The 17,934-nt window shown below is 41.2% G+C and carries 17 protein-coding genes; 3 read left to right on the plus strand and 14 right to left on the minus strand.

Annotated features, from left to right (window positions below; all coding sequences use genetic code 11):
* Nucleotides 1-217: 217 nt before the first annotated feature.
* From hemE to truA, 7 genes are all read right to left on the minus strand, one after another.
* Nucleotides 218-1,243: a uroporphyrinogen decarboxylase gene (hemE, locus tag BC751_RS07865; RefSeq protein ID WP_130275067.1), complete on the minus strand. Its 1,026-nt coding sequence runs from the start codon at nucleotides 1,241-1,243 to the stop codon at nucleotides 218-220.
* A 118-nt stretch (nucleotides 1,244-1,361) separates the two neighbouring features.
* Nucleotides 1,362-1,844: a collagen-like triple helix repeat-containing protein gene (locus tag BC751_RS07870; protein WP_130275068.1), complete on the minus strand. Its 483-nt coding sequence runs from the start codon at nucleotides 1,842-1,844 to the stop codon at nucleotides 1,362-1,364.
* Nucleotides 1,845-1,893: 49 nt separating this feature from the next.
* Nucleotides 1,894-2,454, minus strand: a complete 561-nt coding sequence (locus tag BC751_RS07875) for a hypothetical protein (RefSeq protein ID WP_130275069.1) — start codon at nucleotides 2,452-2,454, stop codon at nucleotides 1,894-1,896.
* Between the two features lie 57 nt (nucleotides 2,455-2,511).
* Nucleotides 2,512-3,039: a hypothetical protein gene (locus tag BC751_RS07880; protein WP_130275070.1), complete on the minus strand. Its 528-nt coding sequence runs from the start codon at nucleotides 3,037-3,039 to the stop codon at nucleotides 2,512-2,514.
* Between the two features lie 2 nt (nucleotides 3,040-3,041).
* Entirely contained in the window at nucleotides 3,042-3,626 is a 585-nt protein-coding gene (locus BC751_RS07885; protein ID WP_130275071.1) for a hypothetical protein, read from the minus strand.
* 102 nt (nucleotides 3,627-3,728) lie between these two features.
* Nucleotides 3,729-5,501, minus strand: a complete 1,773-nt coding sequence (locus BC751_RS07890; RefSeq protein WP_130275072.1) for an ABC transporter ATP-binding protein — start codon at nucleotides 5,499-5,501, stop codon at nucleotides 3,729-3,731.
* 12 nt (nucleotides 5,502-5,513) lie between these two features.
* Nucleotides 5,514-6,266 carry a tRNA pseudouridine(38-40) synthase TruA gene (gene truA / locus BC751_RS07895; protein WP_130275073.1) on the minus strand — a complete coding sequence of 251 codons (753 nt, stop codon included), beginning with the start codon at nucleotides 6,264-6,266 and terminating at the stop codon, nucleotides 5,514-5,516.
* Between the two features lie 106 nt (nucleotides 6,267-6,372).
* Here truA and BC751_RS07900 point away from each other — a divergent pair, with 106 nt between their 5' ends.
* Complete coding sequence (locus tag BC751_RS07900; RefSeq protein WP_130275074.1) at nucleotides 6,373-6,852, plus strand: DUF4293 domain-containing protein; 480 nt, start codon at nucleotides 6,373-6,375, stop codon at nucleotides 6,850-6,852.
* Between the two features lie 75 nt (nucleotides 6,853-6,927).
* Nucleotides 6,928-8,028 (plus strand): trans-sulfuration enzyme family protein, encoded by a 1,101-nt coding sequence (locus tag BC751_RS07905; protein WP_130275075.1) that lies wholly within the window; start codon nucleotides 6,928-6,930, stop codon nucleotides 8,026-8,028.
* A gap of 233 nt (nucleotides 8,029-8,261) precedes the next feature.
* Here the strand turns inward: BC751_RS07905 and BC751_RS07910 are convergent, their stop codons facing one another.
* The 7 genes from BC751_RS07910 to BC751_RS07940 all read right to left on the minus strand — a co-directional run bounded on the left by BC751_RS07910 (nucleotide 8,262) and on the right by BC751_RS07940 (nucleotide 16,161).
* Complete coding sequence (locus BC751_RS07910) at nucleotides 8,262-9,800, minus strand: YifB family Mg chelatase-like AAA ATPase (RefSeq protein ID WP_130275076.1); 1,539 nt, start codon at nucleotides 9,798-9,800, stop codon at nucleotides 8,262-8,264.
* Nucleotides 9,801-9,879: 79 nt separating this feature from the next.
* Nucleotides 9,880-10,245 (minus strand): hypothetical protein, encoded by a 366-nt coding sequence (locus tag BC751_RS07915; RefSeq protein ID WP_130275077.1) that lies wholly within the window; start codon nucleotides 10,243-10,245, stop codon nucleotides 9,880-9,882.
* Between the two features lie 31 nt (nucleotides 10,246-10,276).
* A complete protein-coding gene (locus tag BC751_RS07920; protein WP_130275078.1) occupies nucleotides 10,277-12,109 on the minus strand; it encodes an ABC transporter ATP-binding protein in 1,833 nt (610 codons plus the stop codon).
* Between the two features lie 35 nt (nucleotides 12,110-12,144).
* Entirely contained in the window at nucleotides 12,145-13,830 is a 1,686-nt protein-coding gene (locus BC751_RS07925; RefSeq protein WP_130275079.1) for a hypothetical protein, read from the minus strand.
* Between the two features lie 125 nt (nucleotides 13,831-13,955).
* Nucleotides 13,956-15,209 carry a DUF4153 domain-containing protein gene (locus BC751_RS07930; RefSeq protein WP_242617404.1) on the minus strand — a complete coding sequence of 418 codons (1,254 nt, stop codon included), beginning with the start codon at nucleotides 15,207-15,209 and terminating at the stop codon, nucleotides 13,956-13,958.
* Nucleotides 15,210-15,251: 42 nt separating this feature from the next.
* Nucleotides 15,252-15,557, minus strand: a complete 306-nt coding sequence (locus BC751_RS07935; protein WP_130275080.1) for a winged helix-turn-helix domain-containing protein — start codon at nucleotides 15,555-15,557, stop codon at nucleotides 15,252-15,254.
* Nucleotides 15,547-16,161, minus strand: coding sequence for a hypothetical protein (locus BC751_RS07940; RefSeq protein WP_130275081.1), 615 nt, complete (start codon nucleotides 16,159-16,161; stop codon nucleotides 15,547-15,549). The genes BC751_RS07935 and BC751_RS07940 overlap by 11 nt, the downstream gene beginning before the upstream one ends.
* A 414-nt stretch (nucleotides 16,162-16,575) precedes the next feature.
* Here BC751_RS07940 and BC751_RS07945 point away from each other — a divergent pair, with 414 nt between their 5' ends.
* On the plus strand, nucleotides 16,576-17,883 hold the full coding sequence (locus BC751_RS07945) for an IS1380 family transposase (protein WP_130273823.1): 1,308 nt from the start codon (nucleotides 16,576-16,578) through the stop codon (nucleotides 17,881-17,883).
* The last annotated feature ends 51 nt before the right edge of the window (nucleotides 17,884-17,934 follow it).

A 17,934-nucleotide genomic window follows, 5' to 3' on the forward strand; every position in this document is an offset into this window, starting at 1 on the left:
TTTTGAACCAGCATTTGTCATAAAAATGATTAATTGCTGATTTTTGGTTTCTAAATTAATCATAAATTTCAATAAAGCAATAAAAAACAAATTTTGTGGTTAAAAAATTAACCAAAACATGGTTTTATTATCGAAATTTCAATCAAACCCAAAAGGTGTTGAAAAATAAAAAAGGCCATCCTGCTTACAGAATGGCCTTTTTGGGGTCTTGGATGCGTTATTTGTAATTCTTTACAGTTTCAATAAAAACTTTTACCATTTCTGGGTCTATGTCAGGATAGACACCATGTCCCAGATTGGCGATATGTCTGGAACCTTTAAACTGATCCATCATGCGCTTGGTGGCTGCTTCCACTTCTTTAGGACTGCCATATAGGGCAGCGGGATCTAGATTACCCTGCAAAGTTTTGTGAGCACCAATCAGTTCACGTGATTCGGCAATGCCCATGTTCCAGTCCAAACCAATGGTTTCACAATTCAGTGCCCCCATTTCTTTTCTGGCAAAGAATGCGCCTTTGGCAAAGACTGTTTTGGGGACTTCTGTAATGGCATCACAGATTTGTGAAATATATTTCAAGGAATATTCCTGGTAGTGATCAGGGGGCAGGATTCCAGCCCAGCTGTCAAATATTTGAATCAGGTCTGCACCGGCAGCAATTTGCGCCTTGAGGTAATTGATGGTGCTGTCAGTGATCATTTGGAGTAGTTGGTGCGAAAACTCCGGTTGTGTATAAAGCATTGCCCTTGCTTTCGAGAAGGTTTTGCTTCCCGAGCCTTCTATCATATAGGCAAAAATGGTCCAGGGAGCCCCGGCGAAACCTATGAGCGGAACCCGTCCATTCAATGCTTTTTTGGTGATCTTAATGGCATCAATGACATAGCTCAAATCATCCACGCCATCAGCTATTCTGAGTTTTTTAAGATCTGCCTCTGATTTGATGGTGTCCGGGAACCAAGGTCCTCTTTTTTCTACCATTTCATAGGGAAGTCCCATGGCTTCCGGGATGACCAAGATGTCGGAAAAAATGATAGCAGCATCTACGCCCAAGATGTCCACCGGCTGAATGGTCACTTCAGCGGCTAATTCAGGCGTTTTGGCCAATTCGATAAAACCGCTTACGGATTCTCTTACTGCTCTGTATTCAGGAAGTATCCTTCCGGCCTGGCGCATCAGCCATACGGGGGTTCTTTCCACTTTTTCCCCTTTGGCTGCCCTCAATAATAAATCATTCTTCAATTGCATGGCGCAAAGATAGCTGAGGAAATTTTATTTTGTGAATAAGTTTGGAAAATTCAGATTATGGGAAGAAAAAGAAAAACCCTCTGTAGGGAGGGTTTTTAGTTTATTGGTCAATTGACTTTTAGTTCCTTGGCTGAATCTGGATCACATCTTCTTCGGTAGCGCCGATGAGTTTCATCACAGCCTCGTAATCTGTAAAATCAATTCTGCTGGAAGCAAAATCAGCAGGTACTACTATGACCCTAAATACTTGACCTAGCCTCCATTGAGGCCCCAAAGTGGAAAATTGAATGTTACCGTCTAAAAAAATTCCAAAGTCTATATTTGAATAATCAAAATTGTAAATCAATATGTTACTTTCAAAAAAATAAAATTGAGGAAGCAATCTCCAGATATCTCTATTATTTTCAACTCCGACTAATCTGTATACTAATACAGCATCACTGTCCTCTAACCTAACTGGAAAATTAAATACCTCAAAATAATCATTTTGGGAGGTGAAATCAATTTCAACTTCATATGTGGTTCCTAAAATATTGATACCTGGTTCCCCCTGAGGTCCAATGGGGCCTTGAGGCCCTTCGGGCCCAACACATGATATCATAACCGAAATTAATAAAAATAAAGCTGTTAAATTTATCTTATTCATATTTTTAGAGATTACTTGTTGAGGGAGATATAAATATATTTATAGGAATAGTAAATATTCCTGTTGGTGTTTGATAAATTAATCTTCCAGAACCTACCTGTATAATTTCAGTCACTATAACTGTTCCTTGGCTTCCATGATTTCCAAACCCTAAGTTAATCAAAACTCTTTCTATTTGGGTATTTCCTCCACGAGGGTTACTAACTGAAGGACTAGTTCCACCGTTATTTCCACTTCTCCTCAAATTAACCCATTTTGAAACTTGAATTTCAAAATTTAATGTCACATTGGTAATAACTCCCCGATTGTCTCTTTGAATGAGTGGGTTTTGAATAATTTCAATTTCAAAATCTGGTTCTGTTGAGTCTACGACCACTGCTTGGGGAAGAATGAAGCCCGTAGGAGTTAAAATCTTCTGAACACTGTAAGCCGTATTGTTAAAGTATTCTAAAGTCGATTGTCCTTTAGAAAATTTTAAAAAAAAAGTAAAAAGGATCAATAGATAGATTTTTTTTTGCATAGTATTGTCTAAAAGACAAGTTTTATGAATTTTTAGAAAATTCATACTGATTATTAACAAAGATTGCTGCAATAAATTGAAACGAATGATATTTTTTTAGGTTTACTTTTTTTCAGCCTGATAAATCCCGATGACCCTAACGTGTTCAGGGCCAAGTATTTGGTCAACGTAGATGTTTGGGGCCGGCATGTTATTGGATTTTGCAAAATCCTCGATCTTTGACTTAACTTTATTCGGACCGGGCATAACAAAACGGTTGGCTTCAATTTCCGCTACTATGGCTTCATGACCATCTAAAGATAGGATTTGTTTTCCGGTTATATCCTCCAGCCAACGCCTCTCAATGCCCACAAAAACCTCCATTGTATCTAACTTTCCGGCAGGTTCTATATAATAAATGGTATGTAAAATGGACCCAGAGTTTTCTTTTTGAAGTTTTTCTATTTGGACAAACGAATTCTTCAAAGATTCATCCTGGGGTGTCCCTCTGTAATGTATGCCTACTAATTCAATTTTGCCCAGATTTTTTTGGGAAATCTGAATCTCATTGAATCCGCCAAGGGCTTTGAATGTATAAAAGCCTACTGCGATGATGGATAAAATAAGGATTCCGGCAATTGTTTTTTTCATCTCTAGAATATGTACCTTATACCAATTCCCCCTTGGAACCTGAAATGTCCGAAACGGTCCAATAACTCCATAAACAATCCTGCTTCAAGAAATACACTTATTGGAAGGTCATCAAAATAATACTCTGCTCCTCCAAAAACTTCAGGACCAAAGTCCAAATTGGTTCTGGTCTCCCTGAACACTGCGTTGGGGTTACGGGGAGGATCTGTATAGGAATAATCCACTTGTGTGCTCCTTAACTGTGCGCCCAGACCGCCATAACCTAACAAATAACCCACATCTATACCGAATATATCGGTAATGTCTTCATGGTAAATGCCCCGTAAATTGAAAGAAAGTATGCTGCGGGTACTGTGACCGGCATAAAAGGCATTGGAACTTGGCCGGTTGTTGTCAAAAGACCTTTGGTAATACCTGGCATTGAAGGCACCCGCACCGCCAAACATTCCCTCAAAAGCAAAGTGGTCATCTACAAATTTTTTCATGGTGATGGATAAGGGTTCTCCTAACCTAATCCCTATTCCATCTTCTTGAGCCATGGCAGCAAATGGCAGGTAAAATGCCATCAATAAAATAATTCTCTTCACGTTATTTGGTTCAGTTTATATCTACGCTGTCAACGGCGCAAAAATAGGGCCTGTTATCTTAAGTTGACAGGAAAATGAAGAAAATTGAATCTAAAATCCAGGTCAGATGGCCATGGATTTCAATTGCATCTGATGCAATTGGGCATAATAGCCGCCTTTTTCTAAAAGGGATTCGTGGGTACCCACTTCCTTGATCTCACCTTGGTGCAACACGATGATTTTATGGGCTTTTTGAATGGTCGAAAGCCTATGCGCAATGACAATGGAAGTCCTGCCTTTCATCATTTTCTCAATGGCTTTTTGTATCATTTCTTCAGTTTCGGTATCCACGGAAGAGGTGGCCTCATCCAAGATGATAATTTCCGGATTGTAGACCATTGCCCTGACAAAAGAAATCAATTGCCTTTGGCCAACAGATAGGGTCGCACCTCTCTCTTTGACATTGTAATCCAAACCTCCCGGCAGTTTCTCTATGAATTTTTTGGCACCGACGAGTTTTGCTGCCTGCATCACTTCTTCCCTGCTGATATCCGGGTTGCCAAGGGTAATGTTGTAATAAATCGTATCTGAGAAAAGGAACACGTCCTGCAAAACCACCCCGATATGTTTTCTCAAGGTGCCCAATTCGAAATCCCGGATATCCGTTCCGTCGATTTTAATGCTTCCCTTGTTGATCTCGTAAAACCTTGATATCAGATTGATGATGGAGGACTTTCCTGCACCAGTGGCTCCGACCAAAGCAACGGTCTCTCCATGTTTGACTTCAAAATTGATATCTTTCAATACCCATTCCTCATCATTGTAGGCAAACCAGACATTTTCAACAGCAATATTGCCTTTGATTTTTTCAGGTTTGAAATTGCCCTCGTTAGGGATCTGTTCTTCACTTTCCAGAAGCTTAAATATCCTTGAGGAACTTACTACACCTAATTGAAGGGTGTTGTAGCGGTCTGCAATCATCCGGATCGGGCGGAAGAAGAGCTGCAGGTACATGATAAAGGAAATCAATACACCCACTTTGATATCTGCGTCAAATACGCCGGTGGCACCGTACCACACTACCAAGCCTATTCCTATGGCCTGAATGATTTCTGCTACGGGGAAATAGATGGAATAATAGAGGACGGATTTGATATGTGCCTTGCGGTGTTCTTTGTTGATTTCTTGGAATTTTTCCAGTTCCCTTTTTTCCCGGTTAAAAATCTGCACGATGTTCATTCCGGTAATGTGTTCCTGCAAAAATGAATTCAGGTTGGAAACGGCATTTCTTACCTCGTTAAAGGCCACTTTGATTTTTTCTTTGAAAATGTAAGTAGATATGATCAACAGTGGCAATGTGCATAAACTGACGAGGGTAAGTTTCCAATCGATGTAGAACATGACTGCTAAAATGGTTACCAATTGGAGTAGGTCACCGATGATCGCAGCCAGACCTTCGCTGAACACATCTGCCAGGGTTTCAATGTCTGAAATGTTTCGGGTTACCAATCTTCCAATGGGGGTATTGTCAAAAAACTTCAGACGCATTTTCAGCAAATGCCTGTACAATTTGATGCGGATGTCTTTGATAATGACCTGACCGATCCAGCCGGATAAGTAAGTATGGGCAAACTGTACTACTGCCTGAAGAACCATCAAAAAAATCAAAAGATAAATTATACGTACAAGGCCTGCTCCGTCCCCGATGGCCACATAATCATCAATGGCCACCTGTATATAATAAGGTCGGGTAGGGGCTAAAATTGCCAAAGCAATGGTTAGAAATACCAAAAAGTAGAATTGTGCCCTGTAAGGCTTTACAAATTTGTAGAGCTTTTTAAGGACTTGGGTATCTATGATTTCCCCACTATGGACGTTTTCTTTTTCTAAGCTCAAAAGACCTATGGTTTAAATAAACAGGTTGTCAGGATAGGTAATGTCACATAAAAAGAGGCCGTGGGCAGGTGCAGCCGCTTTGGCTTCATTTCTATTTTTACTTTCCAGTATTCTTTGAAATTCTTCTACAGTAATCTTGAAGGTCCCAACTTCAATCAGGGTACCTACAATTGCACGGACCATTCCTCTCAGAAATCGGTTGGCCGTTATATGAAATAACAAAAGCTGGCCTTTTTGTTCCCAATAAGCCTCCTTTATTTTACAGTGAAAGGTGTTGACATCTGTTTTCACTTTTGAAAAACATTGAAAATCCTCATGCTCAAGCAACAGGGAGGCTGCCTCATTCATCACTTGGATATCCGGTTTTTTGAAGAGCTGCCATGCAGACTCTTGTTCAAATGGATCTTTTCTTAGGCTTATCCTGTAGACATAACTCCTCCAGATCGCATCAAACCGGGTGTGTGCTTCTTCATGCACCTTCCTAAGACTGTATCCGGCAATGTCTTTGGGAAGGATTCCATTTAATTTTTTCAGGAATTCATCTGCAATCAATTCCTCTATGGTATCAAAATGGGCAAACTGTTTGGAGGCATGAACGCCTGTATCTGTACGCCCACTTCCCATGATGCCGGTAGGAACACCCAGGATGGTAGAAATGGCTTTTTCCAATTCTGCCTGTACCGTATGGGCGTTTTGTTGGATCTGCCAGCCGTGGTAATGGGTGCCTTTATAGCCCAGTTCTAGAAAGTATCTGTTGGTTTTCATTTTCCAATCACAAAGATAGTATTCGCTTTCAAAAAATTATCTCCGTTTATCCAAACCTTGCGATTCCAGAAATTACCCTGTTTCTTTGTCAAAATTTGAAGGTAATATGATACAAAGAATTCAGACAGTATTTCTTTTTTTGGTAGCCGTTGCCATGGTATTGGTAATGGTTTTTCCAATATGGCATCAGGTCAATCCGGGCCAGACCCAAATGATGACATTGGATGCCTGGAGCTTGGTGACCAAAGATGTGGCAAGCGGTGAAGTGATTGAATCTGAAAACAAAATGGTTATTGGGATTTTGGCTATCGTTGCAGCCATTCTGGCATTGGTCAGTATCTTCCAATATAAAAACAGGAGCAAGCAAATACTCATCAATATGATCAATTCTTTGGTCATGGTGATCAATGTGGGAATGATCGTTTGGATGAGCCATTCGGCCAATGAGGTTTTCAACCCTTCCATGAACGGGGCCTTTGTAATGGGGTTTTGGTCTATTTTTGCCGGTATGGTAATGAACCTTTTGGCCAATAGATTTATCCGCAAAGACGAAATGTTGGTCCGGTCAGTAGATAGGATCCGATAATAAATAAGAATAAATCCAAAGCCGACAGCATCACCTGTCGGCTTTTTTTATCTTTAATGTTTCAATTCTAAATCCATGAAAATCGAAACCATTGCCATCCACGCAGGAACAATCATTACAGATAGCCACCGGCCCGCCATTCAGCCCATCACCACCTCAACAACCTTTGAGCATCATGAGGGTTCCCTCATTTATACCAGAGCCAACAATCCCAATAGGCTGGCTTTGGAGCAGGTTTTGGCCCAATTGGAATTTGGTGATGATGCTGCTGCCTTTTCTTCCGGCAATGCTGCCGCCATGGCCGTCTTTCAGGCATTGCCTGCAGGAAGCCATATTATCGCTCCTGATGACATGTACCATGGGATCAGAAAACAGTTGGTGGAAGTGTTTCATGGAATCCATGAAACCAGCTTTGTGAATTTGGCTGATGAAGAGGCAGTCAAAGCAGCCGTGAAGAAAAATACCAGATTGATCTGGGTAGAGACGCCATCCAATCCATTATTGAAAATCACAGACATCAGGGCATTGGTCAAAATAGCAAAAGAGCATGGGCTCTTAGTGGCCTGTGACAATACCTTTGCTACCCCTGTGTTTCAAAACCCATTGAAATTAGGTGCCGATCTGGTAATGCACAGTACTACCAAGTTTCTAGGTGGACATAGTGATATTTTGGGGGGAGCTTTAATTACCCGGGGAAAAAGTGAGTTTTGGGAAAAAATCAGACTGGTTCAACATGTTGGTGGGGCAGTACCCTCACCTTTTGATTGTTATTTACTGACCAGAAGTATCAAGACTTTACCCTACAGAATGAGGGGACATCATGACAATGCCATGAAACTTGCCGCCTTTTTAAATGGGCATCCCCAGGTAGAGAAAGTATTTTACCCTGGTTTGGAAAATCATCCAGGATTTGAAATTGCCAAAAGCCAAATGAGTGGGTTCAGTGGAGTACTTTCTTTGATGGTCAAAGGGGGAGCAGCTAAAGCGGATGAAGTGATTTCAAAATTGAAGTATTTTACCCATGCGACAAGTTTAGGAGGAGTAGAGAGCCTGATAGAAAGGAGGGCTGCTGTTGAAGGTCCAGACTCCAAGACACCCCCTAATTTGCTTAGGGTATCCGTCGGCTTAGAAAATTCGGAAGATTTGATAGAAGATTTTGAAGAGGCTTTTCAGTAGGTCTCTTCTTGTATTTTTATGCTAAAGCAAAAGAGGCAGTCATCAGACTGCCTCTCTTACTTTTTGTTTTTGGGCGAAATTAATTTAATAAAAAAGCAATTAGGGTGATTTTAGCAGCTTTTCTGTTCTAATTCCGTATAACAAATTAAAAAATCTTTTTTCACTTTCGGAAATAATTGTTGTATTATTTTTTTATTGGTTGAAATTTTTCAATATCCTTTGTTGTCAGTGTATTAACCAGCCCAACCTTCCCTGTCCAAACTTCTGTACTGAATTGCTTCGGCGAGGTGTTCCACTTTGATATCAGGAGATTGTGCCAGATCTGCAATGGTTCTCGAAACTTTTAAAATTCGGTCATAAGCCCTTGCCGAAAGTCCCAATCTTTCCATGGCTGTTTTGAGGAGTAATTTTCCTGCTTCATTGATACTGCATACTTCCTTTACCAAGTGGGAAGGCATCATGGCATTACAATAGATTTCAGGATTATTTTTGAACCTTTCTATTTGGATTTCTCTTCCCCGTACTACCCTTTCTCTGATTGATTTGGAAGATTCTGATTTCCGGGTCGAGGTCATCTCATCAAATTTCACGGGGGTCACTTCCACATGGAGATCAATCCTGTCCAACAAAGGTCCGCTTACTTTATTCAGGTACCGCTGTACGATTCCAGGCCCGCAGACACATTCTTTTTCGGGATGGTTATAATAACCACAGGGGCAGGGGTTCATGCTTGCAATTAACATAAAGTTTGCAGGGTAATCTACCGAAACCTTTGCCCTTGATATGGTCACCTTCCTTTCTTCCAAAGGCTGTCTCATGACTTCCAAAACAGTTCTTTTAAATTCCGGCAATTCGTCCAAAAACAAGACCCCATTATGGGAAAGGGAAATTTCTCCGGGCTGTGGATTTCCTCCTCCGCCAACTAAGGCTACATCCGAAATGGTGTGGTGTGGTGAGCGGAAGGGTCTTTGGGCAATAAGGGAGGCGTTTTTCCCCAATTTGCCCGCGACCGAATGGATTTTGGTAGTTTCTAATGCTTCCTGAAGACTCAGGGGCGGTAAAATGGAGGGTAGCCTTTTGGCGAGCATGGTTTTGCCTGCACCGGGAGGACCGATCATGATCACATTATGCCCACCTGCTGCTGCAATCTCCATGGCTCTTTTGATATTTTCCTGTCCTTGGACATCCGCAAAATCAAATTCATATTTTTCCAAGGAGTTGAAAAAAATATCCCGGGTGTCTGTGACCAAGGGGCTGATGTCCAGTTCGCATTCCAGGAAATCAATAGCATCTTGGAGCTTTTCCACACCGATAATATCCAGGTTGTTGACTATAGACGCTTCAGATGCATTTTCCCTGGGAAGGATAAAGCCTTTAAATCCCCTCTTTCTGGCTTCAATAGCTATGGGAAGTACCCCTTTTACCGGTCTCAAATGACCATCCAGGGATAATTCCCCCATGATGACATAAGATTCTAATTCAGGGAAGCTGACCTGCTCAGAGGCTTTGAGTATGCCGAGTGCAATGGGCAGGTCATAAGCAGAACCTTCCTTCCGGATATCTGCCGGAGCAAGATTGATCACTACTTTTTGTCTGGGCATTCTGTACCCGGAATATTTGAGTGCAGATTCTACCCTTTGCTGACTTTCTTTAACAGCACTGTCAGGAAGGCCTACCATATAAAAATTGGTGCCTTGCCCCACATTTACTTCAATGGTTATCAGTTTGGCGTCCACTCCTGATACCGCGCTTCCAAAAGTTTTTGCTACCATGCCATGTTAATTGTTTGAAACAAAAAAGGAAACCAAAATCGGTTTCCTAATATAGAGATTTTTCAACTAATCTATCTTTTTACTTGAAATTTTGTCTTGGACGGATGACGGAGCTTTCTTTTTCCTCTTCCTTCTGCTTCATTTTGCTTTCCAGGTTTTTCAGTTTGATGCCCTGCTCCATATCATACAGTTTGGCTTTAAGCTCATTTTTTTCAACTTCCTTTTTTTCTAATTCCCTTGAGAGGTTGTTGGACAAAGTATGCCCTGTTGCCCATGAAATGAGGAAAAGAACCAGTCCAAGCAAGAGAAAATTGATGACTACAGATGTGGTAAGCTCTTCAATTCCCATCAATCCTTTGATGCTATTGAATGACAAAAAGAACACGAGACTTATGGCGAAAAATAAAAGTACGAGCAAATGGGTGATTTTATTGACTTGTTTCATGGTAAGGAATTCTGTTTGAATTGCTAATATACTAAACAGACTGCATGGTAGAAAGATTCCGGTAAAGGCCTTCTTCTTCCATTAATTGTTGGTGGGTGCCCCTTTGAACAATTTTCCCCTTTTTGATTACCAGTATCTCGTCTGCATGCTGAATTGTACTTAGCCTATGCGCTATGACCAAGGTTGTCCTGTTGGCCATAAGATTGGTAAGCGCTTCCTGAACGAGTTTTTCAGATTGTGAATCCAAGGCAGAAGTTGCTTCATCCAAAATCAGGATAGGTGGATTTTTCAATACCGCTCGGGCGATACTCAACCTTTGCCTTTGACCTCCGGATAACTTCGACCCCCGCTCTCCGATGTTGGTATGGTAGCCTTTTTCAAGCTGTACGATAAATTCATGGGCATTGGCAATCTTCGCGGCCTCTATGACTTCTCCTTCAGAAATCCCTTCTAGCCCAAAGGCAATATTGTTGAATACCGTATCATTGAAGAGAATGGATTCCTGGGTCACTATTCCCATTAACTTTCTTAAGCTTTGAAGTTCGATTTCCTTCAGATCCCTGCCATCCAAAGTGATTTTACCTTCGGTAGGGTCATAAAACCTGGGTACCAGGTCCGCTACGGTGGATTTTCCTCCTCCGGAAGGACCTACCAGGGCGATGGTTTTTCCCTTTTCCAAGACAAAGTCAATATCCTTTAGCACAAGTTCTTTTTCATATCTAAAGGAAACATGCTGAAATTGGATAGCTTCCTCAAATTTTTCAACAGTCACCGGATTTTCTGAATTTTGGATAGCGCTTGGGGTATCCACTACTTCAAAAATTCTTTCCGCCGAAGCCAATCCCCTTTGAATACTGCTCGCTGCCCTGGAAATCTCTTTGGCAGGGTTCAAAACCTGTGTGAAAATCACAATATAGGTGATAAAGTCAGAAGCGCCTAAAGCGGAATTATTGCTCAATACCAGGGATCCACCGTACAATAAAATTCCGGCTACCACCAAAACACCAAGAAATTGCGAAGCAGGTGAAGCCAATTCGTTTTTCCTTGCCATAGAAATGTTGACATTGGAATAGTAATCTGTTTCCCTGTCAAATTTTGAGCGCATAAAGGGTTGCGCCGCAAATGCTTTGATTACCCTCATGCCGCCTATGGTTTCATCCAGGATATTTACGATCCTGCCCAGTGACTCCTGACTGGCGACAGCTTTCTTTTTCAGTCTTTTGGTTATTCCTCCTATCACAGCGCCGGAAATGGGGATTACCAAGATGGTGAACAAAGTGAGCTTCAGGGACATGAAAAATAAAACGGCAAAGTACAAAATAATCGTAGCAGGTTCTTTAAAAACCACCTTCAGAGATTGGACAATACTGTTTTCTACCTCCTGTATATCATTGGTCATTTTGGACATCAAATCCCCTTTGCGTTCATTGGAAAAATAGCCGATGTGCAGGTTGGTTACCTTTTCAAAAATGTTCATCCGCATTTTTTTGATGATTTCCGCACGGACTTTTGCCAAAACCACTCCAGACAGATAAGTGAACAAGTTGGATAAAAAAACCGAAGCTACAATGATAAGGCAGACATACAAAAGGGTCCCGAATTTTCCATGACTTTCTGCAATGCTGATGAAATAGTGGTAAAAGAGATGGAAAAAATACTCCAGTGAAAAACTGAATTCGGGCTTTTCGATGTATTTGGTCAAACTGGAGGGATCTACCTGCCCAAAGATGACATCAAACAAAGGTTTGAGCAGGGTAAAATTCAGTAAGCCAAAAAGGATTGCCAAAATGGTATAGACCACATAAATAGGAAAATAGCGCCTAAAGGGTCTTGCATAGGATAATATCCTAAGGTAAGTATTCATGCAATGGATTTGAAATTCCCCCGCAAGTTACGGAATTAAAAGTTGAAATCATTTCTTATCATGTTCACCCTGATGCCTGCTTGTGTAAACTGATTGATTTCCGGTGCATTGAGATCTTGTGCAGTTCTTCTTCTATAGGTATGGGTCAGGTCCAAAAAAACATTTTGCTTGATCATGTAACTCAGGTTCAGACTACCCATGATTACCCTGTTTTCTATCCCTTGGCCTATTCTGTTTCCAAAAAGACCGATTCCGGTATTGGGGTTCAGCCTGTTTTTGAGTACATTTTTTCCAAAATTCACATCTTCCGAAGGATCATCTCCAAAATATTGGAAAATCCCGGTAAAATTGGCAAAAAGCCTGGGAGCAGGTTGATACCTCAAAATCCCTACAGCCTCCCTGAAATTTGCCCCAAGCGGATGGGTCAAAGCTGTCCTGTAGTTGGAAAAAGACTGGAAGTCGGATTTTTCCTGATAAGTATAAGGCCTTGCCTGGTTGTATTCCAATTGTAAATCCAGGTTGGAAATTTTGAAGACATCGATGTATTTGTAACCTGCCTGGAGTCCATATTTATTTCGGCTGGACTGCTTGCCATCAATTCCGAAGAACTCACCGAAAACGAATTCATCCAATGCAAACTGTCCGTAAAGCTGCATGCCCGGAGTAAAATTCCATTTGGCATCCATGCCTAACATGATTTTATCAGGCGTTCCCAACTGATGCTCTACCCATCGGTAAAAAATAATAGGATTGAGGTAATTCCAGTTGAATTGGTTCATCATGACCGATTCAAAAAGACCAACATTCAGCTTTTTGCCAATGTTCATGCCCAAACGGTGAAAGGAAAACCACTTTTGTGGATAGCGGCCGTCAGTAGGCCTTCCCTGACCATCAAAGATCACATCCGCATTCAATTGTGCCCATACATTGGTCAGGTTGAATTTCCAGATTTTGGTGTTGATTTTGGCAAAAAGGTAAGGATTGGAAAAATCAGAAAGGATCATGGAGCGGTAACCTTCTCCTACAAAGTTCCTGTCATGGCCAATCTGTGCATGAATGTGCTTGGTAAGGTTGAAGCTTACATGCCCCATGGCAGAGAAATAGCCATATCCTTCCCCTTCAAATCTTTTCCAAAATCCTTCTCCGGGAACAGCACCGGAATGTTCTATGTAGTCCTTAACCCATGAAGGGAAGATGGTTTGGGTAGTAGTCATGTAGGTGTAAAATGCCACCTTTCTGTCAATGCTTCCCCTGAGTTCAAGTCCTCTGCTGTTCCTTAATCTTAACCTGTCCACATCCTGTTCCACTCCTCCGGCCAGATAAAGTACTGGGTTCACGTGGATATCGACCACTTCGTCTCTGTGGTGGAATAAGTCGGAGGGTTTCCTGTAAAGTTTTCGGAAAAGTGGATTTTTGGAATACGGGGTATCACGGCTGACAAACTCCCAATTGTCGTTGCTCAGGTATTCCAGATTGAACCGGTCTGCCCTGGATTGAATGGTTCCGGCATAGGAAATTGAGTCCAGGAATGCCCCAAGCTGATCTCTTCTGTAAGGTTTGAAACCTGAATGGAATTCAGAATTGTTTTCCCCCTGAAGGATTTCATACCTTTCTATCAGGTGGTAATAGTCTCTATTGAAAGGTACATAAGCGCCTTGCCCAAAGCTTTCATGACCGAAAAATAACAGACTTAAAAAGGTTAAAATGATCCATCTTTTCATAAAGTGTCCATGCTAAAGATGTAAAGCTAAAAAAAGTATGCAAAAGAAAAGAACTCCGGCAAGGCAAATTCCAGAATTTGCGCCCTTACCAGAGTCCTTTTTTCGTAAAAAATGAGAAGGTTATTTTATTCAAATAGCAAGGGAAATACAAATACCTCTATACCGGCCCAGATCAAATAAACCGGTATGTACTTCACCATGGATCTTCCAATACTGGAAATGGGCTTCCTGCCGGATATTGATTGGAATAATTGGAAGGTGATAAGAATCAAATGTACCAGCATCAATAGATTGCTTCCAAACACAGCCAATCGGTTTGGCGTAATTCCCCATTCAGATATCCTAAAAAGTATGGCCGATAGCGCTATGCCATTCACGATGATGGTAAAAACGGAGAGCAATACCAATACGGCCATTCCGTATTTGTTTTTCTTTTTGGAATAAGATTCGGCAATAGAAAAGAAAATCAAAGCCATGACACCGATTAGGAGCACGTTGAATAAGAGCAGAAACTCCCGGTCATGATAAGGATCTTTTCCTGTAAAAAGAATCGCACCAAGGTAGGTCATCAGCATCAGGAGCACCAGAGGGCTGAAGATTTTAGCCACAAGAGGCGATACTTTGTTGACCAAGTTGGGATTATTATGGGTGAGGTAAGCACCTAAAATCGGAATGGAGGGGAATCCAAAGACCACAATGTTTTTGAAATAAAAATCCTGGATCTTGATGCCGATCAACTCAAAAAGACCAATTGTCACACCGGACATGATTCCTGCCGCAATGGCCAAGATGGCAGTCATTACCAATGTTTCACCATTGAAGCGTAAAAAATCCAGGTGTTTGTCATTGTCCAAAGGGCTTGACCCCGAAAAAGCTAGACCCAGCATACCCCAAAGCAGGATAGGCAGGTGGATACAGGCCAAAATAAAGGTGTCACTTTCTATGACAGGCAAGGTATTGATATATATCATACAAAGTGCAGTGAAGCCGATGATGGAAAATTTGATTTTATTGGGGACCTCCTGTATCCACAGGAAGTAAGTTGTTATTGCTGAAATAATGATAAAACCGATATTTCTTGGATAGAAGAACTCCTCTTGTAGACTGGAAAAGGATGGAATTTTGGCAAGCATTCCTGAAATGAACAGGATACTGATGACCAGTTGGATTTCTTTCCTTTTCCCCCATTGAATGGAATCAGGTTTATGTTTTAACCTTTCATGCCAGGCATCTGCAAGGAGGTTTCCTTTCAATTGAGGGTAGAGTTCTAAAAAAGCCAGCTTGAAATCAATCTTTCGGTTTCGATACAATTTTTCAAGTTGGGCAGGCTGGGTCAGGTTGTTAAGGATTTCGTTTTGCATATGATTAAGTTGATTCATTCAGAAAGTACTTTGTAATTCAAAGTAGATGGGAAAATTTTTTTACGGTTTGTTTTGATGGATCAGGTTTTCAAGGAATTCCAGGTGCTGCTGAAAAGCCATTCGTCCTAAGTCAGTGGCTTTGTAATTGGTCAGTGGTTTTCTTCCGACAAATGATTTTTCGACTTGAATATATTCCTGTTTTTCCAAATAGCGTAAGTGAGAAGCCAGGTTACCATCGGTGACTTCCAGCAATTCCTTGAAGGAATTGAAGTCATATTGCTCATTGACCATAAGAATAGACATGATGCGGAGCCTAGTGACATTTTCAAATGCCTTATCGTAATTGCCCTTCAATTCACCGGTCATACTTATAATACATCAAGCTGCCATAAATGATATGCAAAGCACCAAAACCTAGGGTCCATAGCAGCAATCCAAACTGTGGAAATAAAGCAGCGATTATTCCTAGCAAGATCTGTCCATATCCCAAATACCTGATTTCACTCAGGGTAAAATGGGAAGCCTGCCAAAGCCCCAATCCGTAAAAGGCCAAAGTGGCAGGGGCAATAAAATGGAAATATCCCTGATGTAATAAAGCCATGCAAAAGAATCCTCCTGTGATGACTGGGATAAACAACGCCTGAAGAAATCGCTTGCCGGCAGGAGTCCACAGTTGGCTCGCTGTTTTTTTGCTTTTCTTCCTGCTAAATGCCCAAGCTGTAGTGATGGAAAGAATCATTACTACGATTCCTGTTAAAGTCAATTTCGTTAAAAGCGGGCTATCGATCTGGACACTGGATTCCAATCCCCAAGGGACATTGGGAGAATATAGCCAAGAATAGGCCAGATAGGCTCCGGAAATGGCATAAATTCCGGCCAATATTCCTGATAAGCCACTCAAGGATAGAAAACGGGTGCTCCGCTCCATCATGGATTTGATTTCTGCTAGATCTTGCTGGGGATTTTTCATTTTAAAAGTACTTTGAAATACAAAGTAAAATCAAAATTCCGACATACCTATGCATTCTCTGAATTATTTTTGCGTTATGAACAAGTAATTATCATCTTTTAACAATGTCAATTGGAGGCAGGGGATAAGTTTCCCTAGTCTACTAAAAAGTCTCTTCTAAATCCCGTGTAAACCTTTCACAGATAGGGCAGCAACCCGCTCTCTTTTTAGGTAAAAATTCTGCTGCAACTACTTCGAAGGGTTAATTTTTTTGATCCAATGTATTACAATATTCGTTTAAAATATTAATTTCCTTAAATCCGCAGGGCGGATTTAAAAAAAGCCGAAAAAGTGGCTGAATTTATTCAATTCAGGCTTTTCCGGCTCGTTTTTTTTCACTTATTTAGATGATACCACTCAAACTAGATAAGCGGTATGAAAATTACGAATTCGACAGAAAAAATCACACCTTTCGGAGGTTTTAATTTTGTTTTTAACTCTTTCAAAAATTCTGGTCTCCCAGAACTCATTGATAATCAATTGGGGGTTAGAGCCTTAAGGGGAGGGTTTTCATACAGTGACATTTTCGCCAATCATATGGCTATTTTCTTTAATGGTGGCGACTGTACTGAAGATATCAATGTTCACTTGAGAGACGCACTTGAACAGGTCCCTTCATTTTCAGTATGCAGTGCCGATACAATTCTGAGAGGTATCAAAGAGCTTGCTGTTGATACAGAACTCTTTATAAATCCGTCCAGTGGAGTAAGCCATGAATTTAATATCAATGGAAAACTCAACAGCTTGTTGTTAAAATCAGCTTGTAAGACCGGATTACTCAAGTCAGGTGTTGCTTACGACCTCGATTATGACAACACCGTCATTCCAACTGAAAAGTACGATTCAAAAAAGACATATAAACACGTCTATGGATATCAGCCAGGTGTAGCTTCCATAGCACATCCTGAATTTTCACAGGCCATTCCTGTGTACGTAGAGGGCAGAAATGGCAACAGTCAGGCCAAATATTTGCAGGCTGATACACTTACACGCATGTTTGGGCAGCTTACCAATGAAAATATCCGTATCGGAAGGTTCAGAGCCGATTCAGCATCCTATCAGGAAGAAGTTCTCCGCACACTGGAAGCACATACCGAAAGCTTTTATATACGGGCAAACAGATGTGCCAAACTGGATAATATCCTTGGAAGTATAGCCCCTGAGAAGTGGCAGAAAATACGTTTGGGTGTACAGGAAATGGAAGTTACTGACCTATCCGACTACAAACCTTTCGGTAAAGACAGGTCTTACAGGCTGGTCATTACCAGAATCAGGCGTAAAGACGGGCAGGCAGATGTGTTTAGTGGAGATGCATTTACTTACAGGGCTATTCTGACCAATGAACATACATCGTCCAATGAAGCTGTTGTAAGGTTTTATAACGCCCGGGGTGCAAGCGAACGCTTGTTTGATGTACTCAACAATGACTTTGGCTGGTCTAAGTTGCCCTGTTCGTTCCTTGCAGAGAATACCTCCTTTATGCTTATGACGGCTATGTATGCCAATTTTTACACCTATATCATTGGAGAGTATTCCAGAAAAGTTGATTGGCTTAAGCCTACCGACAGGCTCAAGAAGTTTATCTTCAGATTTATCACTGTTTCAGCCAAGTGGATAAGAACGGGAAGAAGAGAAGTGCTCAAACTGTTCACGAGTAAGGATTACAAGCCGATTTTGAACTAAATTCAGATAAAAACCCCTCAGGAGCTCAAAAAATAAAGATTTACAGGGAAG

The organism is Cecembia calidifontis (assembly GCF_004216715.1).
Lineage (GTDB): Bacteria > Bacteroidota > Bacteroidia > Cytophagales > Cyclobacteriaceae > Cecembia_A > Cecembia_A calidifontis.